Annotated in this window: 23 protein-coding genes and 1 pseudogene; 7 read left to right on the top strand and 17 right to left on the bottom strand. The window is 69.1% G+C overall.

Features of this window, described 5'->3' with window-relative positions; all coding sequences use genetic code 11:
* From xrtQ to AC1D1T_RS13275, 3 genes are all read left to right on the top strand, one after another.
* On the top strand, positions 1-583 hold a 583-nt coding region (gene xrtQ / locus AC1D1T_RS13265; protein WP_477991971.1), incomplete at its 5' end, for an exosortase Q.
* Entirely contained in the window at positions 567-1,103 is a 537-nt protein-coding gene (locus AC1D1T_RS13270; protein ID WP_477828297.1) for a hypothetical protein, read from the top strand. The genes xrtQ and AC1D1T_RS13270, both read left to right, overlap by 17 nt.
* Positions 1,100-2,392, top strand: a complete 1,293-nt coding sequence (locus tag AC1D1T_RS13275; protein ID WP_477828298.1) for a biosynthetic peptidoglycan transglycosylase — start codon at positions 1,100-1,102, stop codon at positions 2,390-2,392. Before AC1D1T_RS13270 ends, AC1D1T_RS13275 begins: the two co-directional genes overlap by 4 nt.
* Here the strand turns inward: AC1D1T_RS13275 and AC1D1T_RS13280 are convergent.
* Positions 2,334-3,164: a Rossmann-fold NAD(P)-binding domain-containing protein gene (locus AC1D1T_RS13280; RefSeq protein ID WP_477991972.1), complete on the bottom strand. Its 831-nt coding sequence runs from the start codon at positions 3,162-3,164 to the stop codon at positions 2,334-2,336. The genes AC1D1T_RS13275 and AC1D1T_RS13280 overlap by 59 nt on opposite strands.
* Positions 3,165-3,234: 70 nt before the next feature.
* On the opposite strand from AC1D1T_RS13280, the gene AC1D1T_RS13285 reads away from it, so the two are divergent.
* On the top strand, positions 3,235-3,792 hold the full coding sequence (locus AC1D1T_RS13285) for a DUF3617 domain-containing protein (protein ID WP_477991973.1): 558 nt from the start codon (positions 3,235-3,237) through the stop codon (positions 3,790-3,792).
* 54 nt (positions 3,793-3,846) lie between these two features.
* Here AC1D1T_RS13285 and AC1D1T_RS13290 read toward each other — a convergent pair whose 3' ends face one another.
* From AC1D1T_RS13290 to AC1D1T_RS13360, 15 genes are all read right to left on the bottom strand, one after another.
* A complete protein-coding gene (locus AC1D1T_RS13290) occupies positions 3,847-4,263 on the bottom strand; it encodes a F0F1 ATP synthase subunit epsilon (protein WP_477991974.1) in 417 nt (138 codons plus the stop codon).
* A 15-nt stretch (positions 4,264-4,278) separates the two neighbouring features.
* On the bottom strand, positions 4,279-5,679 hold the full coding sequence (gene atpD, locus AC1D1T_RS13295) for a F0F1 ATP synthase subunit beta (protein WP_047501597.1): 1,401 nt from the start codon (positions 5,677-5,679) through the stop codon (positions 4,279-4,281).
* Positions 5,680-5,705: 26 nt separating this feature from the next.
* On the bottom strand, positions 5,706-6,575 hold the full coding sequence (gene atpG, locus AC1D1T_RS13300; RefSeq protein WP_047501596.1) for a F0F1 ATP synthase subunit gamma: 870 nt from the start codon (positions 6,573-6,575) through the stop codon (positions 5,706-5,708).
* 25 nt (positions 6,576-6,600) lie between these two features.
* On the bottom strand, positions 6,601-8,154 hold the full coding sequence (gene atpA / locus AC1D1T_RS13305) for a F0F1 ATP synthase subunit alpha (RefSeq protein WP_477991975.1): 1,554 nt from the start codon (positions 8,152-8,154) through the stop codon (positions 6,601-6,603).
* A gap of 70 nt (positions 8,155-8,224) precedes the next feature.
* Entirely contained in the window at positions 8,225-8,758 is a 534-nt protein-coding gene (locus tag AC1D1T_RS13310) for a F0F1 ATP synthase subunit delta (protein ID WP_477842216.1), read from the bottom strand.
* A 1-nt stretch (position 8,759) separates the two neighbouring features.
* Entirely contained in the window at positions 8,760-9,230 is a 471-nt protein-coding gene (locus AC1D1T_RS13315; protein WP_047501590.1) for a F0F1 ATP synthase subunit B, read from the bottom strand.
* Between the two features lie 52 nt (positions 9,231-9,282).
* Positions 9,283-9,546: a F0F1 ATP synthase subunit C gene (gene atpE, locus AC1D1T_RS13320; RefSeq protein WP_047501588.1), complete on the bottom strand. Its 264-nt coding sequence runs from the start codon at positions 9,544-9,546 to the stop codon at positions 9,283-9,285.
* A gap of 67 nt (positions 9,547-9,613) precedes the next feature.
* Positions 9,614-10,459, bottom strand: coding sequence for a F0F1 ATP synthase subunit A (gene atpB / locus AC1D1T_RS13325; protein ID WP_047501584.1), 846 nt, complete (start codon positions 10,457-10,459; stop codon positions 9,614-9,616).
* 19 nt (positions 10,460-10,478) lie between these two features.
* Positions 10,479-10,952 carry an ATP synthase subunit I gene (locus AC1D1T_RS13330; RefSeq protein ID WP_047501980.1) on the bottom strand — a complete coding sequence of 158 codons (474 nt, stop codon included), beginning with the start codon at positions 10,950-10,952 and terminating at the stop codon, positions 10,479-10,481.
* A 129-nt stretch (positions 10,953-11,081) separates the two neighbouring features.
* Positions 11,082-12,665, bottom strand: a complete 1,584-nt coding sequence (locus tag AC1D1T_RS13335; RefSeq protein ID WP_477991976.1) for a glycerol-3-phosphate dehydrogenase/oxidase — start codon at positions 12,663-12,665, stop codon at positions 11,082-11,084.
* Between the two features lie 4 nt (positions 12,666-12,669).
* Positions 12,670-13,569, bottom strand: a complete 900-nt coding sequence (locus AC1D1T_RS13340) for an SMP-30/gluconolactonase/LRE family protein (RefSeq protein ID WP_477826847.1) — start codon at positions 13,567-13,569, stop codon at positions 12,670-12,672.
* Positions 13,570-13,579: 10 nt separating this feature from the next.
* Positions 13,580-14,440 carry an aldose 1-epimerase gene (locus AC1D1T_RS13345; protein WP_477826846.1) on the bottom strand — a complete coding sequence of 287 codons (861 nt, stop codon included), beginning with the start codon at positions 14,438-14,440 and terminating at the stop codon, positions 13,580-13,582.
* Positions 14,441-14,566: 126 nt separating this feature from the next.
* On the bottom strand, positions 14,567-15,382 hold the full coding sequence (locus AC1D1T_RS13350; protein ID WP_047501578.1) for an HpcH/HpaI aldolase family protein: 816 nt from the start codon (positions 15,380-15,382) through the stop codon (positions 14,567-14,569).
* A 35-nt stretch (positions 15,383-15,417) separates the two neighbouring features.
* Positions 15,418-15,927, bottom strand: a complete 510-nt coding sequence (locus AC1D1T_RS13355; RefSeq protein ID WP_047501576.1) for a GNAT family N-acetyltransferase — start codon at positions 15,925-15,927, stop codon at positions 15,418-15,420.
* A gap of 61 nt (positions 15,928-15,988) precedes the next feature.
* Positions 15,989-16,690, bottom strand: coding sequence for a cytochrome b/b6 domain-containing protein (locus AC1D1T_RS13360; protein ID WP_477826845.1), 702 nt, complete (start codon positions 16,688-16,690; stop codon positions 15,989-15,991).
* A gap of 149 nt (positions 16,691-16,839) precedes the next feature.
* On the opposite strand from AC1D1T_RS13360, the pseudogene AC1D1T_RS13365 reads away from it, so the two are divergent.
* From AC1D1T_RS13365 to AC1D1T_RS13375, 3 genes and pseudogenes are all read left to right on the top strand, one after another.
* A pseudogene (locus tag AC1D1T_RS13365) lies at positions 16,840-17,271 on the top strand (YciI family protein); the annotation flags it as partial.
* A gap of 51 nt (positions 17,272-17,322) precedes the next feature.
* Positions 17,323-17,730 (top strand): VOC family protein, encoded by a 408-nt coding sequence (locus AC1D1T_RS13370; protein ID WP_477991978.1) that lies wholly within the window; start codon positions 17,323-17,325, stop codon positions 17,728-17,730.
* A 64-nt stretch (positions 17,731-17,794) separates the two neighbouring features.
* Positions 17,795-18,430: a DsbA family oxidoreductase gene (locus AC1D1T_RS13375; protein WP_047501572.1), complete on the top strand. Its 636-nt coding sequence runs from the start codon at positions 17,795-17,797 to the stop codon at positions 18,428-18,430.
* Here AC1D1T_RS13375 and AC1D1T_RS13380 read toward each other — a convergent pair.
* Positions 18,417-19,718 carry a DUF805 domain-containing protein gene (locus AC1D1T_RS13380; protein WP_477827963.1) on the bottom strand — a complete coding sequence of 434 codons (1,302 nt, stop codon included), beginning with the start codon at positions 19,716-19,718 and terminating at the stop codon, positions 18,417-18,419. The two genes, AC1D1T_RS13375 and AC1D1T_RS13380, sit on opposite strands and share 14 nt — an antisense overlap.
* Positions 19,719-19,759: the final 41 nt, after the last annotated feature.

Genomic DNA, 19,759 nt, shown 5'->3' on the forward strand with positions numbered 1-19,759 from the left:
GACGGTGCTGGCCACCGTGTCGGCGGCCGTGCTGCCGCCGCTCGCCGGCGCACTGCTGGCTGCCCTGGCGCTGGCCTGCGGCTGGCGCGCCATCGCGCCGTCCGGGCAGGCCACGCTGCCGCTCGCCGGGCTCGCGGTGCTGTCGCTGCCGGTCGTCTCGTCGCTGCAGTTCTACGCCGGGTTTCCGCTGCGGCTGGTGACGGCGCAATGCAGCACCTGGCTGCTGCAGCTCGCCGGCCGCGCGGCCGAGCGCAGCGGCACCGCGATGGTGGTGGACGGGCAGCTGGTGATCGTCGATGCGCCGTGCTCCGGCGTGCAGATGGTGTGGATGGCGTACTTCTGCGCCTGCGCGGTGGCCCTGCTGGGCGGATTGCGCGAGCGCAGCTTCATGCGGCGGCTGCCGGCCGTGGGCGCGCTGGTGCTGTGCGGCAACGTGCTGCGCAACACCGTGCTGGTGGCGCTGGAGTCGCGCGGGCCGCTGGCCGAGGCCTGGCACCAGGGTATCGGGCTCGCGGTGCTGGCGATGGTCTGCGCCGCGGTGGTGCGCCTGATGAAGGGGGTGGATGATGCTGCGCCGCAATGATCCCGAAGGGCTGCGGCACAAGCTGGGCTTCGCGGCGCTGCTGCTGGCCTGTGCGCTGTGGCCGGCGCTCGGCACCCCGCGCGAACGCGCCGGCGCCGAGGCGGCAGCCTTCGAATGGCCCCGAGAATGGGACGGCCGCACGCTGCGCCCGCTCGCGCTGAGCCCCGTCGAGCAGCGCTTTGCCGCGCAGTTCCCGGGCCGCATCGCGCGCCTCACCGACGGCCAGCAGGTGCTGGTGATGCGCGAGGTGCGCACGCCGACGCGCATGCTGCACCCGGCCGCCGACTGCTACCGCGGGCTCGGCTACCGCATCGAGCAGGCGCGGCTGGAGCGCGACGAGGCGCAGCGGCTGTGGCGCTGCTTCGTCGCCGAGCGCAACGGCCAGCGCACCCGCGTCTGCGAGCGGATCGTCGGTGCCGATGGCGCCGCCTTCACCGATGCGTCGAGCTGGTTCTGGGCCGCGCAGCTCGGGCAGAGCACCGGCCCGTGGCAGGCGGTCACGACAGCGAGGTCATTGTGAAGAGCTGGCGTGTGCGCTGGGCGCTGTGGATCGTCGGCGTGTCGCTCGGCCTCGTGCTCGCGCTGGGGGTCGGCGCGTGGGCGATGCTGCGCCTGCTGCGGCCGGCCGATGGCGAGTGGGCCGAGACGCTGCATGTCGGGCCGTGGCAGCGCGCGATCAGCATGCCGACGGTGATCCGGCTCGCGACCCACCCGATGACGCTGAGGGTGCTCGAAGGCCGCACGCTGTGCACGCCGTTCGGGCGCGTCGCGTTCGCGCCGGACGGCCCCGACGCCTGGCGGGCGATCTGCGCGCCCTGCGCTTTGCGCGGCATCGGCCTGCCCGGCGATGCGGTGCGGCTGACGCGCCTCGAGTTCACGCTGGCGCGCGATGCCGACATGAACCTGCAAGGCGACTTCGCGCTCGGCGAGCCCGGGCATGCAGTGCGCGGCCGCTGGCGCGCGGTGCTGACGCAGCAGCAACTCGAGGTGACTGCGCAGGGCGACGTGACGCCGATCGCCGATGCCTTCGCACTGTTCGCATCAGCTATCCCGGAGCTGCCGCGCGCGCAGGTCGACGGGCTGATGCGCTTCGACCTGCGGCTGCGCCTGCCCGAGCGCACGCTGCAGTTCCGCCCGCGGCTCGACGGCTTTCGCGTCGCGGGGCTGGGCACCGAGACGCTGCTGAATGCGGCGCCGAACTGCGATACCGGCGCGGTCGTGCCAGCCGGCGGCTTCGGCACCTGGCTGCCGCGCGCGGTGATCGCCGCCGAGGACCAGCGCTTCCACGAGCACACCGGCTACGACCTCGACGAGATCGCCCATGCGCTGTCGTTCGAACCGCAGCGCGGGGCCAGCACGTTGTCGCAGCAGCTCGCGCGGCTGGTCTACACCGGCAGCGCCCGCGGCCATGCGCGCAAGCTGCGCGAGCTGCTGTATGCCGTCGAACTGGACCGCACGCTCGGCAAGGCGCGCGTGCTGCACCTCTACCTGTCCCTGGTGCCGTGGGGCAACGGGCGCTGCGGCGCGCAGGCCGCCGCCGCACAGCTGCTGCACAAGCGTGTCGACAAGTTGACGCCCGCCGAGGCGGCATGGCTGGCGAGCCTGCTGCACAACCCCGACCTGGAGCTGGCGCGCTTCGAGGCGCGCGGCGAGGTCAACGCGGCACGCGTGCGCTGGGTGCTGTCGCAGATGCGGCCGCTGCCGCGCATGCCGAAGCCGCCGGCGCGCGGCGATGCGGCGCCGCCGGACACTACGGCCGCGCCGGTGGCTCCGCTGCAGAAGGCGCTGGCACTCGCGCTGGCCCGCTAGCGGGTCCGTTCAGCCATGACTGCGCCAGGCCGGCGATGTCGTCGGTCTGCGCGGCCTCCCACACCGTCTCCGGCGGCACGACGCGGGTGCCGGGGGGACTGAACGGCAACCGGGCCGCAAGCTGCGCGGCGAGTTGCGCGACCTTCTGCGCGCGCACCGGCCGGTCGCGCTGCGGCACCATCATCTGCAGCTGCGACAGCATCCAGTGCGCGAGGCGCTGCGCCGGGTGGCTGATGCGTTCGTGCGCGCCGGCCTGTGCGGTGCGCACGAACACCAGGTGCTCGAAGCCGAGCGCCGCGACCGCGTGCTCGTCGAGGTTGGCGAGGCCGCGCTTCAAGGCATCGGGCAGGCTGGCCATCGTGTGCGGCATCACGACCAGCAGGTGGCGCACGCCGCGTTCGCGCCATTGCGCGGCGATCGCGGGCAGCTGGGCCGGCTCGGGCCGGTAGAACGCCAGCTCGCGGCCATTGGCATGGCGCTCGCGGTCGAACACGATGATGCCGACCGCTTCGTCGCCCGGCGGCAGCTCGGTGCCTGGCGGCCACAGAACAGTGCGCAGGCCGCGCAGCGCGGCGCGCGTGGGCTGCGTGACGAGCACGCTGACGGGGGAAAACGCGCGCACCGACAGCAGGCTCTCCAGCAGCGCCGAGCCCAGCGGCCCGCCGCCACCGGCGACCAGCACGCGCTGCAGTGCGGCATTCACACGCGGCGGCGGCGCATGGCCGRCCCGCAAGGCTTCATCGATCAGCGACATCGCTGCAGTATCGGGCACGGGATCGGCCGCTTGGTGTGACGCCTGCCGCGTGCCATCATCGGCCCACCTACCGCGTCAGGAGATCGCCATGCGCTGCTTCCGCCTTGCGTCACTGGGCCTGCTGTTGTCGTGCCACGGCCTCTGCGTGCAGGCGCAGAGCGCGCCGCCGATCAAGCCGGGGCTGTGGGAGGTGCAGAGCGAACGCCTCGTGAACGGCCAGCCGATGCCCGACATGGCGCAGCGCATGAAGGACATGCCGCCCGAAGCCCGTGCCCGCATGGAGGCGGCGATGAAGGCACGCGGCGGCCCGAACGGCGGCATGAAGATCTGCCACACGAAGGAATCGCTGGACCAGGGCCGCTGGCAGGAGGCGCAGACGCGCTGCAAGACCGATTTCGGCACGCGCAGCGGCAGCGTCTGGAAGTGGCATTCGAGCTGCGGCGAGCCGACCGCCTCGGAGACCGACGGCGAGGTCACGTTCACCAGCCCCGAGAGCTACGCGGTGAAGACCTCGACGACGATGACGATGAAGGGCCAGGCCCGCAGCACGCAGATGACGATGACGGCCAGGTGGCTGGGCAGCGACTGCGGCACGGTGAAGCCGTTCACGCCGCCGGCCGCACCGGCCGCACCCGCGAAGCCCTGAAAGACGAAACCCGCCGGGCTTGCGCCGGGCGGGTTCGTCGTGAGGCCGTGGGCCTTACTTCTTGCGGTACTTGCGCAGCGCGGCGATCTGGGCGGCCAGGGCCACCAGTTCGTTCTGCGCCTTCGCCAGGTCGAGGTCGCTCTTCGCGTTCTTGACGGCTTCCTCGKCGATCTTCTTCGCCTCGGCCGCCTTGGCCTCGTCCAGGTCCTTGCCGCGGATCGCGGTGTCGGCCAGCACGGTGACCGTGCCCGGCTGCACTTCGAGAATGCCGCCGGCCACGAACACGAACTCTTCCTCGCCGGTGTCGGCGCGCAGGATGCGCACCGCGCCCGGCCGGATGCGGGTGATCAGCGGCGTGTGGCGGGGCAGGATGCCCAGCTCGCCGTTCTCACCCGGCAGCGCCACGAACTTCGCTTCGCCGGAGAAGATGGCTTCCTCGGCAGAGACGACGTCGACATGCAGGGTTGCCATGCTGTTTCCTTCGGATTACTGAATCGTCTTCGCCTTGGCGATGGCTTCGTCGATCGTGCCGACCATGTAGAAGGCCTGCTCCGGCAGGCTGTCGCACTCGCCGTTGACGATCATCTTGAAGCCACGGATCGTTTCCTTCAGCGGCACGTACTTGCCCGGCGAGCCGGTGAAGACTTCCGCGACGTGGAACGGCTGGCTCAGGAAACGCTGGATCTTGCGGGCGCGTGCCACGGCCAGCTTGTCGTCCGGTGCCAGTTCGTCCATGCCCAGGATCGCGATGATGTCGCGCAGTTCCTTGTAGCGCTGCAGCGTGCCCTGCACCTGGCGGGCGACGGCGTAGTGCTCTTCGCCGACCACGTTCGGGTCGAGCTGGCGGCTCGTCGAGTCCAGCGGGTCCACGGCCGGGTAGATGCCCAGCGACGCGATGTCACGCGACAGCACGACGGTGGAATCCAGGTGGGCGAAGGTGGTGGCAGGCGACGGGTCGGTCAGGTCGTCCGCAGGGACGTACACGGCCTGGATCGACGTGATCGAGCCGACCTTCGTGGAGGTGATGCGCTCCTGCAGGCGGCCCATTTCCTCGGCCAGCGTCGGCTGATAACCCACGGCCGAAGGCATGCGCCCCAGCAGTGCCGACACTTCGGTACCGGCCAGCGTGTAGCGGTAGATGTTGTCGACGAAGAACAGCACGTCGCGGCCTTCGTCGCGGAACGACTCGGCAATCGTCAGGCCGGTCAGCGCGACGCGCAGGCGGTTGCCCGGCGGCTCGTTCATCTGGCCGTAGACCATCGCGACCTTCGACTCGGGCAGGTTCTCCAGGTTCACGACGCCGGAGTCGGCCATCTCGTGATAGAAGTCGTTGCCCTCGCGGGTGCGCTCGCCGACACCGGCGAACACCGACAGGCCCGAGTGAGCCTTCGCGATGTTGTTGATCAGCTCCATCATGTTGACGGTCTTGCCGACGCCGGCGCCGCCGAACAGGCCGACCTTGCCGCCCTTGGCGAACGGGCACACCAGGTCGATCACCTTGATGCCGGTTTCCAGCAGGTCCTGCGACGGGCTCAGCTCGTCATAGGCCGGCGGCTTGCGGTGGATCGATGCGGTCAGCTCCTGGCTGACTTCGCCGCGCTCGTCGATCGGCGAGCCCAGCACGTCCATGATGCGGCCGAGGGTCGCGCGACCCACCGGCACCGAGATCGCCTTGCCGGTGTTGCGCACCGTCAGGCCGCGGCGCAGGCCGTCGGAAGAGCCCAGCGCAATCGTGCGCACCACGCCGTCGCCCAGCTGCTGCTGCACTTCGAGGGTCAGGGCCGAGCCCTCCATCTTCAGCGCGTCATAGATCTTCGGCATGGCATTGCGCGGGAACTCGACGTCCACCACCGCACCGATGCACTGAACAATTTTGCCGTCAGCCATGTTTCTTCCTTTGAATCAAATCAGGGTCAGACCGCCGCCGCACCGGCGACGATCTCGGACAGTTCTTTGGTGATCGCTGCCTGGCGGGTCTTGTTGTAGACCAGCTTCAGCTCCGCGATGACGCTGCCGGCGTTGTCGGTCGCGGATTTCATCGCGACCATGCGCGCCGATTGCTCCGAGGCCATGTTCTCGGCCACCGCCTGGTAGACCAGGGCCTCGGTGTAGCGCACCAGCAGCTCGTCGATGACGGTCGGCGCGTCCGGCTCGTAGATGTAGTCCCAGCCGTGCGTGCCCTTGTCGACCACCAGGCTGTCGGCCGCGAGCGGCAGCAGCTGGATCACGACCGGTTCCTGCTTCATCGTGTTGATGAAGCGCGTGTAGCACAGGAACACCTGCTTCAGCTTGCCCTCGGCGTACGCATCGAACAGCACCTTGACGGGGCCGATCAGCTTGTCGAGGTGCGGCTTGTCGCCCAGCTGCGTGGCCTGCGAGACCACCTTCGCGCCGACGCGGTTCAGGAAGCCCAGGCCCTTGTTGCCGATGGCGACTGTCTCGGCGCCCAGGCCCTGCGTTTCCAGCTCGCGCAGCTTGCCGGTGACGGCGCGCAGCACGTTGGTGTTCAGGCCGCCGCACAGGCCCTTGTCGGTGGTCACGACGATGAAGCCGACCGTCTTCGCATCGGCATTGCCGACCATGAACGGGTGCTTGTACTCGGGCGTGGCCGTCGACAGGTTGGCCGCCAGGTTGCGGATCTTCTCGGCGTACGGACGCGCATGGCGCATGCGGTCCTGCGCCTTGCGCATCTTGGAGGCGGCGACCATCTCCATGGCCTTGGTGATCTTCTTGGTGTTCTCCACCGATTTGATCTTGCCGCGTATTTCCTTGCCTGCTGCCATGACGGAGCTCCTTCAGTGGCTGGACTTAGGCGAAGGACTTCTTGAAGGCGGCGACGGCAGTCGACAGCTCGGCTTCGGCTTCCTTGCTCAGCGCCTTCGTGTCCTCGATGCCCTTCAGCAGCGCGGCGTGGCTGGACTTCAGGAACTGGTGCAGGCCGGCTTCGAAGGCCAGGACCTTCTTCACGTCCACATCGTCCATGAAGCCCTTGTTGRCCGCGAACAGCGTCGCGCCCATCAGGCTGATCGGCAGCGGCGAGTACTGCGCCTGCTTCAGCAGTTCGGTCACGCGGGCACCGCGGTCGAGCTGCTTGCGGGTCGCGTCGTCGAGGTCGGAGGCGAACTGCGCGAACGCCGCCAGCTCACGGTACTGCGCCAGGTCGGTACGGATACCGCCGGACTGGCCCTTGATGATCTTGGTCTGTGCCGACGAGCCGACGCGCGACACCGAGATACCGGCGTTGATCGCGGGGCGGATGCCGGCGTTGAACAGCGAGGTTTCCAGGAAGATCTGGCCGTCGGTGATCGAGATCACGTTGGTCGGCACGAACGCGGACACGTCGCCGGCCTGCGTCTCGATGATCGGCAGCGCGGTCAGCGAGCCGGTCTTGCCCTTGACTTCACCCTTGGTGAAGGCTTCGACGTAGTCGGCGTTGACGCGCGCTGCACGCTCCAGCAGGCGGCTGTGCAGGTAGAACACGTCGCCCGGGTAGGCTTCGCGGCCCGGCGGGCGGCGCAGCAGCAGCGAGACCTGGCGGTAGGCCACGGCCTGCTTCGACAGGTCGTCATAGACGATCAGCGCATCCTGCCCGCGGTCGCGGAAGTACTCGCCCATCGTGCAGCCGGAGTAGGCCGACACGTACTGCATCGCGGCCGATTCGGCAGCCGATGCGGCGACGACGATGGTGTAGTCCATCGCGCCGTTGGCTTCCAGTGCGCGCACCACGTTCTTGATCGACGATGCCTTCTGGCCGATCGCAACGTAGATGCAGGTCATGTTCTGACCCTTCTGGTTGATGATCGCGTCGATCGCGACGGCGGTCTTGCCGGTCTGGCGGTCGCCGATGATCAGCTCGCGCTGGCCGCGGCCGACCGGCACCATCGAGTCGATGGACTTCAGGCCGGTCTGCATCGGCTGGTCGACCGACTTCCGGGCGATCACGCCCGGGGCGATCTTCTCGATCGGGGCCGACAGCTTCGCGTTGACGGGACCCTTGCCGTCGATCGGCTGGCCCAGCGCGTTGACGACGCGGCCGATCAGCTCGGGGCCGACCGGCACTTCCAGGATGCGGCCGGTGCACTTGACCGTGTCGCCTTCGGAGATGTGCTCGTACTCGCCCAGAATCACCGCGCCGACCGAGTCGCGCTCGAGGTTCAGCGCGAGGCCGAAGCTCGGTTGGTTGTCCTTGGCGGCCGGGAACTCGAGCATTTCACCCTGCATCACGTCCGACAGGCCGTGGATGCGGACGATGCCGTCGGTCACCGAGACCACGGTGCCCTGGTTGCGGATGTCGGTCGAACCGGCCAGGCCTTCGATGCGGCTCTTGATCAGTTCGGAAATTTCAGCGGGATTCAGTTGCATTGCTTTCTCCGGTCCGCGGCACGCTGGCCAGCAGGTTGGAATGCTGTCGCTTCGGGGCGACCCTTGCGGGTCAGGCCGTCAACGCCACCTTCATTTGTTCGAGACGGGCCTTGACCGAGGTGTCGAGCACCTCGTCGCCGACCACCACGCGGATGCCGCCGATCAGCTCGGGCTCGAGCTGCACGCTGGCCGTGAGCTTGCGCCCGAAGCGCTTCTCGAGCGAGGCCACCACAGCCGGCAGCTGGGCAGCATCGATCGGGAACGCGCTGTAGACGGTGGCCTCCGACACGCCCGAGCGCTCGCTGACCAACGCATGGAACTGCACCGCCACCTCGGGCAGTGCGGCCAGGCGTCCGTTCTCGATGACCGCGCGCAGCAGGTTGCGGGTGGTGTCCGACAGCGGCGACTTGACGACCGAGGTGATCACGTCGAACACCTGGTCGACGGTCGCCTTCGGGTTGTCGGCGTACTGGCGCATCTGCACGTTCGCGGCGACGGCCGCGATCGCGTCGAGCTGCTCGGACGCCTGCTTCAGATCGCCCTTGCCGGCAACCTGGAACAGCGCTTCCGCGTACGGGCGGGCGATGGTGGCGAGCTCGGCCATGTCAGAGCTCCGTCTTCAGGCGGTTCAACAGGTCGGCGTGGACGCCGGCGTTGACTTCCTTGCGCAGGATCTGCTCGGCACCCTTGACGGCCAGCGCGGCGACCTGCTCGCGCAGCGCCTCACGGGCCTTCACCGATTCCTGTGCGGCTTCGGCCTTGGCGGCGGCGACGATCTTCGCGCCCTCTTCGCCGGCGCGGGTCTTGGCCTCTTCGACCATCGCCTGGGCCAGGCGCTCGGCATCGGCCAGGCGCTGAGCGGTCTCGTTGCGTGCGGCAGCGAGCTGCTCTTCGACGCGGCGGTTGGCGGCGCTCAGGTCGGCCTTCGCCTTGTCGGCGGCCGACAGGCCGTCGGCGATCTTCTGCGCACGCTCGTCGAGTGCCTTCACGATGGGCGGCCACACGAATTTCATCGTGAACCCGACCAGGATCAGGAACACGATCATCTGCGCGATCAGCGTAGCGTTGATGCTCACGGTGTTGCCTCTGGAACGAATGAGAGGGAGATGTCCGGTGGTCCGGCGCGTCTTACTTCGGCAGGTTGGCGATCTGGGCCAGGAACGGGTTGGCGGTGGCGAACCACAGCGCGATACCGGTGCCGATGATGAACGCCGCGTCGATCAGGCCGGCCAGCAGGAACATCTTGGTCTGCAGTTCGTTCATCAGCTCGGGCTGGCGAGCGGCCGACTCGAGGTACTTGCTGCCCATGATGCCGATGCCGATGCAGGCGCCGATGGCACCCAGACCGATGATGAGGCCGGCGGCGAGGGCAACAAAGCTAATGACTTCCATGGTGACTCCTGTTGAGGTTTGGTAGAAAAAACGAACGAAAGAAGAAAGAACGATCTGCCGCGAAAGATCAGTGGTGGTCGTGCGCCTGGCCCACGTAGACGAGGGTCAGCATCATGAACACGAAGGCCTGCAACGTGATGATCAGGATGTGGAAGATGGTCCACACCGAACCGGCCAGCAGGTGGAGCAGGAACAGCGCGACGCCGGTGCCCGACAGGCTCCAGGCACCACCCAGCAGCGCGATCAGCATGAAGATCAGTTCGCCGGCGTACATGTTGCCGAACAGCCGCATGCCGTGCGAGACGGTCTTCGCGACGAACTCGATCAGCTGCATCGCGAAGTTGACCGGGTACAGGAACCACTTGTCGCCGAACGGGGCCGAGAACAGCTCGTGCACCCAGCCGCCGGCGCCCTTGATCTTGACGTTGTAGAACAGGCAGACCAGCAGCACGCCCAGCGACAGGCCCATCGTGATCGACAGGTCGGCGGTCGGCACGACGCGCAGGTACGGCAGGCCCAGGGTGTGCTCGTTGACCCACGGCAGCAGGTCGACCGGCAGCATGTCCATCGCGTTCAGCAGGAAGATCCACACGAAGACGGTCAGCGCGAGCGGCGCGACCATCCTGCGGCTCTGCGCGTTGTGGACGATGCCCTTGGCCTGGCTGTCGACCATCTCGACGAGGATCTCGACGGCGGCCTGGAAGCGGCCCGGGCGGCCCGACGTGGCCTTGCGTGCGGCCAGCCACAGCAGCCAGCAGCCGACGGCACCGAGCAGCACGGTGAAGAACAGCGAATCGAGGTTGATCACCGAGAAGTCGACGACCCCTTCCTGGTGCTTGTTCTGCAGATGGTGCAGGTGGTGAATGATGTATTCACCGGCGCTTGGGGCGTGCTCTTGGCCTTCGGTCGTCATTCGTGAAACCCTGTATCCATCAACGGCGGCGCCACAGCAGCGCCAACCAGTTCACCTTCATGCACACCACCATCGTGACCAGCAACACCGGCCAACTGAGGTTGGGCACAACTTTTGCTGCAATCACCAGCATCGCGATGGCAACTGCAATCTTCAACATTTCCCAGAACATGAAGCCGACGGCCACGGCCACCGGGTTTCCTGTTCCTCGGGTCATTCCCCTGGCGAGCAATGCTGCCGGAAGAACCACCGCCGCCGCGCCGTACAACGCCGACCAGGCAGCACCAGAATCTTGTCCCATCAATTGCGTCACGACGACCGCGATGGCCGTGCAAAGCAAACCCGCCACCGCCTGCACCGCAACCACCCTCCAGGGCGACACCTGGGGAATTCGTCCTCGCAAGGCCTGCGCTTCTTCTCGCGTCAGGGTCTTGAAAGGCTGGTCGTCGGCGCCATCTTCTTGAGCTACGCCACGGTCGAGGGGTTCGGTCATGGCGGAGAAGACAGTCGTCAGCAGCAAAGCCTCGGGATTATATGGGCAAAGACCCGCGCTCCCTGACACACCCCGACACAGACACCGGGCATGCGGCTGCGGCTTGACTTGGCGCCGTGGCAGATCGCCCTACGGCAGCTCCAGGTAACGGGCCGCCAGCGCTTCGAACGCACCGATCGATGCCGCGGCATCGAAGCCCTCCCCCAGCTCCTCGCGCAGCAACCGGCCCACCTCGGGCGCGATGCGCAGCGCCTCGCGTGCATCGAGGAACAGCAGCCGGCAGCGCCGTGCGAGCACGTCTTCGACGGTGCGCGCCATCTCGACGCGTGCCGCGAAGCGCACCATCGCCTCGGTCAGCCCGCCCTCGCCGTCGCGCCACAGCCAGTGGTCGGCCCCGGGCAGCGCGCGCAGCGCCGGCAGGTCGGTGCCGTAGCGCGCCTCGCCCGGGCTGCGCGTCAATGACACCGATGCCTCGGCCGGCGAGCCCGCCAGCGGCAGGCGCACGGTGACGCCCGCGGGCCGGGCCTGCAGCAGCGCGGCCTCGGCGCAGCGCGCGAGCACGTCCTCGGCCATCGCGCGGTAGGTGGTCCACTTGCCGCCGGTCACGGTGACCAGGCCCGAGCGGCCGACCAGCACGGTGTGCTCGCGCGACAAGGCCTTGGTGTTGCCGCCGTCGTCTTCCGGCGGCTTCACGAGCGGACGCAGCCCGACCCACACCGAGCGCACGTCGGCCCGCGTCGGGGCGCGGCTCAGGTAGCGGCCGGCCTCGCGCAGGATGAACTCGACCTCGTCGTGGAACGGCGCCGGCTCGGTCGCGAGGTCGTCGCGCGGCGTGTCGGTCGTGCCCAGCAGCGTCTTGCCGAGCCAGGGCACGGCGAACAGCACGCGGCCGTCGGCGGTCTTCGGGATCAGCAGCGCGTGGTCGCCCGGCAGGAAGCTGCGGTCGACGACCAGGTGCACGCCCTGGCTCGGGGCCACCATCGGTGCGCGGCTCGGCGTGCCGGGTTCGCGGTCGAGGTCGCGGATCTCGTCGACCCAGACACCCGCCGCATTGACCACGCAGGCCGCGCGCACGCTGAAGCGCTCGCCGCGCTCGCGGTCGTGCGCGAGCAGGCCCGTCACGCGGCCCCCCTCGCGCAGCAGGCCGTCGACGCGGCAGTGGTTGACGACACAGGCGCCGCGCGCGACGGCCGTGCGCGCCAGCGCGACCGCGAGCCGCGCATCGTCGAACTGGCCGTCCCAGTACTTGACGCCGCCGCTCAGGCCCTCGGCCCGCACGGTGGGCAGCAGGGCGCGCGTCTGCGCGGTCGACAGCAGCTGCGTGTCGCCCAGCCCGCGCCGGCCGGCGAGCGCGTCGTACAGCTTCAGGCCGATGCCGTAGAACCAGCGCTCCCACCAGTGGTAGCCCGGCATCACGAAGGCGAGCGGCTGCGCGAGATGGGGCGCGTTCGCGAGCAGCGTCGCGCGCTCGTGCAGCGCCTCGCGCACCAGCGCCACGTTGCCCTGCGCGAGGTAGCGAACGCCGCCGTGCACGAGCTTGGTCGCGCGCGACGAGGTGCCCTTCGCGAAATCCTCGCCTTCGAGCAGCACGACGCGAAAGCCGCGCGCCGCCGCGTCGAGCGCGACGCCCAGGCCGGTCGCGCCGCCGCCGATCACCACCAGGTCCCAGGGCGTGTCGTCGCGCAGGCGCGCGAGCTGCTCGTCCCGAGTCATGGCTTCAACCGAAGAGCGTGGCGGGCAACCCGGGCACATCGACCCTGAACGCCAGCACGCGGCCGGCCATCGGCTGCTGTGCGAGTTCGTCGGCCGGGCGCTTCTCGCGCGAGGTCGTCACGTACAGCGTCTTCAGGTCGGCACCGCCGAAGCAGGGCATCGTCGCGCAGCGCGCCGGCAACTTCAACTCTCCGAGCACCTCGCCGGCCGGCGACAGGCGCAGCAGCCGCTGGCCCTCGAACATCGCCGACCAGTACGCGCCCTCGCTGTCGACCGCGGAGCCGTCGGGCCGGCCGCCGTAGGTCGCGAGGTCCTGCTCCGGCTGCTTCAGCGGGAAGCGCGCGAACACGCGGCGCGGGCCGGGCGTGCCGCTCGCACCGTCGAAGTCCATCGCGAACACCGTGTGCGAGGTGGTGTCGCTCCAGTACATCGTGCGGCCGTCCGGGCTCCAGGCGAGCCCGTTCGACACCGTCACGTCGCCAGCCACGCGGCGCAGCGTGCCGCCGCTGAAGCAGTACAGCGCGGCCAGCGCCGGCTTGCGCGGCTCGTAGATCGTGCCGACCCAGAAGCGGCCTTGCGGATCGCACTTGCCGTCGTTGAAGCGCTCGAGCTTCGGGTCGTAGGGCGCGGCGGCGAGCGGCGTGCGCTGTGCCGTGGTCGTGTCGAAGCGCCACAGGCCGTCGCGCATCGCGAGCAGCATGCCGCCATCGCGCATCGCGGCGCAGCTCGCGACCTCGGTCTCGAAGCGCCAGTGCGCATGCTGCCCGCTCGCGGGATCGAAGCGGTTCAGCGTGAAGCCGGCGATATCGCACCAGTAGAGCGCCTGTTCGACCGGGTGCCACAGCGGCGATTCGCCGAGCACCGAGGCCGGCACGGGCAGCGGCTCGTACGCGTCAAGGGTCACGTCGCGCACCTCAGACAGGGGACACGTCGATCTTCATCCACGCGTCCAGGCTCTCGCCGGGTTGCAGCGTGCGCAGGCCGTGCGCCGCCGGGTCGGCCATGTGGATCGCATTGCTGACATGGCTGACCGGCTCGACGCAGTAGTACGGCTTGTCGGCCGGCGTGTAGACGACGAGGTAGGGCAGCGACGACGTGACCTGCATCGAGAACTTCTCGTCGCGGATGCGCGCCGGGCCGGTCCAGCCCTCGAAGCAGTTGTCGAAGCCGAGGTGCGACACGTCGCCGTCGATGCCCGGCTGCGGGTGCTTGCGCACCGGCAGCTGCGTGGCGTCGGAATCCCAGCGGTCGGACAGGTCGATGTGCAGCCGGCTGCGCTCGCGGCGGTGGAAGTACGGGTGCCAGCCGACGCCGGCCGGCACCGGCGCGTCGTGCGTGTTGGTCAGCACGAGCTGCACGCCGCATTGCGACGGCGTCAGCGTGAAGTACTGCTTCACGTCGAACGGGAACGGCCAGTGCTCGTCGGGCACGTGCGTGTAGCCCAGCACCAGCTCGGTCGCGCTGGTGGACACCACGTCCCACGCGCGCTGCCAGGCGACGCCATGCAGCGAATGCGGGCTGTCGTCGAAGTTCGGGGCAGTGGTGTAGTCCTTGCCCTTCCAGCGGAAGCGCCGGTAGCCGAGCCGGTTGGAGTACGGCACCATCGGGTAGCTGCCGCCCAGGCGCGGCGACGCCAGCTCGCCGGGTTCGGTGGATCGCAGGATGGGCTGGTCGCGGTGCCACAGGCCGGCGATGGTGCCGCCCAGGTCGGGGCGGACGGCCAGGCGCAACGCGCCGGCATGCAGTTCAAAGCTGTTGTTCGACGATCCAGTCATTGGCCTTCCCGGCAAGGTGGAACACAGGGCGCCTCGTGGCGCCCGGGATGGCGGCAATGCTACGCCCGTACCGCGACGAAACCGGCCGGGCCGGCGGCTTCTTTCTGGGGATGCGCGGCAACAGGTTCAGTACGCGGCCTCGGCGCGCGTGCCGCTCGCGAGCGTGTGCACATGCTCGGTGTCGCGCGTGCGCAGCGCGGCCAGCGAGGCCTGCGCGCCGCGCATCATCAGCCCGAGGTCGGACGAGATCGCGACGAAATCGAAGCCCGCGGCGCGGTACTGCGCGACGACCTCGGGCGTGCTGCCGACGGTGCCGACCGGCTTGCCGATCGCCTTGCAGCGCTGCACCCCCTGCGACATCAGGTCGAGCACGGCCGGGTGCATCGGCTGGCCGACGTGGCCCATCGTGGCCGACAGGTCGGCCGGGCCGAGGAAGATCGCGTCGACCCCCGGCACCGCGGCGATCTCCTCGAGCCGCTTGACGGCGGCCGGCGTCTCGAGCTGGATGATCGCGCCGATCTGCTGGTTGGCCGTGGTCGCGTGGTTGGCGATGGTGCCGAAGCGCGAGCCGCGGTTGATGCCGGCCATGCCGCGCACGCCATCAGGCGGGTAGCGCGTCGCGGCGATCGCGCGGCGCGCCTCGTCGGCATCCTGCACGAACGGGAACAGCAGCGTCGAGGCGCCCGCGTCGAGCACCCGCTTGACCACCACCGCGTCGTTCCAGGGCACGCGCACCACCGGCAGCATCTTGGTCGACGCCACCGCCTGCAGCAGGTGCACCAGGTCCATCAGGTCGAGCGGCGAGTGCTCCATGTCGAGCACGCCCCAGTCGAAGCCGGCGCAGCCCATCGCCTCGGCGACGATCGGGCTGCCCGACGAGATCCAGGTGCCGATCGGGGGGTGCGCGCCGGACGATCCGAGCAGCTGGCGAAAGGCATTCATGGAGGTCTCCTTGGGTGGGGTCGCTGGTGTTGCCGCTAATAGGTCGAGGTCTGCCAGTCGAGCGCCACCTTCAGGTAGTGCGCGCCCGGGATCGGGTTGAAGTAGTACGGCGGGATTTCCTCGAAACCGAGCGACGCGTACAGGCCGCGCGCGGATTCCATGTCGTCCAGCGTGTCCAGCAGCATCGATGAGTAGCCGGCGCGGCGCGCCTCGTCGATCAGCGCCTGCGCGAGCACGCGACCGAGGCCGAAGCGGCGGAACGCCGGGCGCACGAAGAGGCGCTTCATCTCGCAGGCGTTGGCATAGTCGGCGTCGGGCAGCCCGCGGATCGCGCCGCAGCCTGCGACCGCGCCGTCGACCATCGCGAGCAGCAGGTGGCCGGTGGGCGGGGCGTAGTCGCCGGGCAGGCGGGAGAGTTCGTTCTCGAAATCCTGGAAGCACAGGTCGATGCCCAGGCTGTCGGCATAGTCGCGCATGATGGCGCGCGTGGCGTCGAGCAACTCCGGTGTGTCGGGGGTGACCAGTTCGATGACGGGCGTGTCCATGCAGGCGAGGCGGGTGGAAGCCGAGAGGCGTGCCCGAGTGTAGGCAACCCGGCGAGGCTTGTCAGGCGCCCAGACCCCATATCCAGCCGGCCACGCCCGCGCAGGCCAGCAGCAGCACCAGCGCGAGCAGGCGCGTCAGCGCGGTGTCGCGCGAGGCCGGTGTGCCATCCGACAAGACCTTGTCGCCGCGCAGCATCGCGCCGACGAGGTTGTTGCGGCGCACCAGCAGGTAGAACAGGATGGCCGCGATGTGCAGCGCGACCAGCGTGTAGATCAGCCACTGGCCCCAGCTCTTGTGCCACGCGGTGGCCAGGCTGCTGGTGGCGCCGCTGACGAACTTGATCAGCGGCCCGGTGGTCGAGATCTCGTCGTCGGCCACCAGCCCGCTCGCGACCTGCAGCCCGAGCAGCGCGAGCAGCGCGAACACCGACAGCGCGCCGGTCGGGCTGTGGCCGACCTCCAGCCATTCGTCGCGCCGGCCCTGGCCGCGCAGGTGGCGCAGCAGCGTGCCCGGCGCATAGACGAAGCTCGCGAAGCGCGACCAGCGCCCGCCGACGAAGCCCCACAGCAGGCGGAACGCCAGCAGGATCAGCACCATCAGCCCGAAGCGCAGGTGCCATTCCATCGCGTTGCCACCGATCTTGGCGCTCACGACCGAACCGACGATGCAGATCACGAGCAGCCAATGGAACAGGCGGGTCGGCAGGTCCCAGACGCGCACGCGGGTCGTGGAGGTCGTCGAATCGACAGGCATGGCTGGCATGGCCGCAGCGGCCGGGAGTGGCGGGCAGGCGCAAAGATAACCGCTGCCGCGGCCGTTACAAAAAAGAAGGCGCAGCATGTCGATTCGAGCGGCGGCGAGCCGTCGCGTGAATGAAGCCGTCGCTTCCCATTCATCCAAGGAGATCCAGCATGCGATTCATGATCCTGATCAAGGCCGACAAGAACTCCGAAGCCGGCGTGATGCCCGACACGAAGCTGCTCGAGGCCATGGGCCAGTTCAACGAGGAACTCGTGAAGGCCGGCGTGATGCAGGCCGGCGAAGGCCTGCAGCCGAGTTCGAAGGGCGCCCGCGTGCGCTTCCAGGGGCGCGAACGCAGCGTCATCGACGGCCCGTTCGCCGGCGACAAGGGGCTGGTCGCCGGCTTCTGGATCTGGAAGCTGAACTCGCTCGACGAAGCGATCGCCTGGGTCAAGCGCTGCCCGAACCCGATGGGCGAGTCGTCGGAGATCGAGATCCGCCAGGTCTTCGAGGCCGAAGACTTCGGCGCCGAGTTCACGCCCGAGCTGCGCGAGCAGGAAGACCGGCTGCGTGCGCAGATCGAGTCGCAGCAGGTGAAACCCACCACAGCCGTCAACCCGGTGCCGCCCGCCACCGGCAGCACGCCCTACCTGGTGATCAAGAACGCGAAGGACGCGATCGCCTGGTACCAGAAGGTGTTCGGCGCGCAGGTGGTGATGCAGATGGACGCGCCGGACGCCAAGATCATGCACGCCGAGCTGAAGGTCGGCAGCGCGCAGTTCATGCTGACCGAGGAGCGGCCGGAGCACCAGGCGCTGAGCCCGCTGACGCTCGGTGGCTCGTCGACCTCGGCGCTGCTGTACGTGCCCGACACCGATGCGATCGTCAACCAGGCAGTGGCCTCGGGCGCACGAATCACGATGCCGGTGGCCGACCAGTTCTGGGGCGACCGCAGCGGGCACCTGATCGACCCGTTCGGCCACCAGTGGTTCATCTCGACGCACAAGGAAGACCTGACGCCGCAGCAGATGAACGAGCGCCTGCAGAAGATGTTCGGCTGATCTCGCAGCCCCTGGAATGCCCCGCCGGCACGCCAGGGGATCGTGTGCCTGATCCAATCGGGGCATGAAGATCGATTTCGTCTCCGACGTTTCCTGCCCGTGGTGCGCCATCGGGCTCAAGTCGCTCGAAGAGGGCATTGCCCGGCTCGGCGACACCGTGAAGGTGGACCTGCATTTCCAGCCCTTCGAACTGAACCCCGACATGGGGCCGCAGGGCCAGGACATCGGCGAGCACCTGATGCAGAAGTACGGCGCGAGCGCCGAGCAGCGCGCGCAGAGCGGCGAGGCGATCCGCGCGCGCGGCGCGGCGCTCGGCTTCACGTTCCGCATGGACCTGCGCGGGCGCATCTACAACACCTTCGATGCGCACCGGCTGCTGCACTGGGCCGGGCTCGAGGGCCGGCAGCTCGCGCTGAAGCATGCGCTGTTCAAGGCCTACTTCACCGATGGGCAGGACCCGAGCTCACGCGAGCTGCTGGTGAAGGTGGCCGGCGAGGTCGGGCTCGACGTGGCGCGCGCCCGCGAGGTGCTCGCGACGAACGAGTTCGCCGACGAGGTGCGCGCGCAGGAGGAGTTCTACCGCCAGCACGGCATCCAGGCCGTGCCGTCGGTGATCATCAACGACCGCCACCTGATCCAGGGCGGCCAGCCGCCCGAGGTGTTCGAGCGGGCGTTGCGCGAACTGCTCAGTGCTGCTTGAGCCACTGGCCGTTGACGTTCACCAGCGTGCACGGCCCGGTGTAGGGCTTGCGGTTGGCCTCGCAGGCCGACATGGCCTGGCGCGCTGCCTCGCGCGGTGAGCTCTGGCCGGAGCGCCAGCCGAAGGCGCCGCTGTCGGACGACGCGAAGGCCTTGTGGTTCGCCTGGGCCAGGTACTCGTCGGTGAAGGCCTTCAGCGCGTCCGGGCCGACGATCACGTCGGCGGCCTGGGCGGCGCGCGGGTCGAACTGCTCCGTCGCCGGAGCCTCGGCCTCGCGGGCGCGCTTGACATACGACCGGTACGACGAGAACGAGCCGAGCAGGATCAGCACCAGCAGCACACCCGTGATCACCGCGGCCACGGCGTTGCCGCGGCGCGGCTGTGGACCGTAGTCGTTGTCGCCCTCGGTGCCCGGCCAGAAGATCATCGCCAGGCTGAGCAAGCCGCCGAAGACGGGCACCGACAGCAGCAGCGACCACCAGCCGCTGCGGTTCATGTCGTGCAGCCGCAGCGCGCTGGCGCGCACCGACCAGATGACGAACGCGGCGAAGACCGGTATGAGCAGCAGCGCGAAGCCCACCGAGCGGAAGATCGGCAGGATGATCGCCGCGGCGATGGCAATCAACGCGACACCGAGCACGCTCAGCATGCCGGTGTTGAAGTAGGCGATGCGGCCGATGCGGCCTTCGAAGCTCAGGCTCAGGACCGGAGGCAAATCCTCGGTGGCTTCGTACCCCATGGCACCACCCGACTTCGGCGGCGCATAGCGGCCGCCGTTGCGGGCCGCCAGGCGCTCGGCGCGGGCCCGGTCGATCTCTTCCTGCTTGTTGGCGATCGCACGCGCGATGTCGGTGGAGCAGTTGCGGCAGAACGCGCGCTTGGGCTGGCGCTCGCCGCAGTTGGGGCAGATCACCTGCTCTTCGAGCGGTGCGAGCGGCGGGATGGTGGCGGCGAGCGGCGTCGGCGGCGGCGCGGCGACGGGTGCGGCGGTGGGGGCCTTCACGGCAGGGATCGGTGGCGTCGCCGGTGACGAGGTGGGCACCGGCTTGCCATCCGCCGTCTCGACCAGCACCTGCATGCCCATCTGGCGAAACTTCTGCACGTAGCGATCGGCATCGGCAAGCGCGATGGCGCGCTTGATCACCGTGCGGCCGCCGGCGAACACCTCTTCCAGCCGCTCGCCCTCGACGCGGTAGGCCTGCGCGAAGCTGCGCTTGACCTCGTCGAGGCTGAACCCGCTCAGCAGCTCGCCCGCGAACACCAGGCGCACCTGTGCACTGCCTTCCATCGAATCCCTCCGGGCCCCAGCCCTGCGCTGTTTGGGCGTGA

The sequence above is a fragment of the Rhizobacter sp. P2_H3 genome, assembly GCF_056403355.1.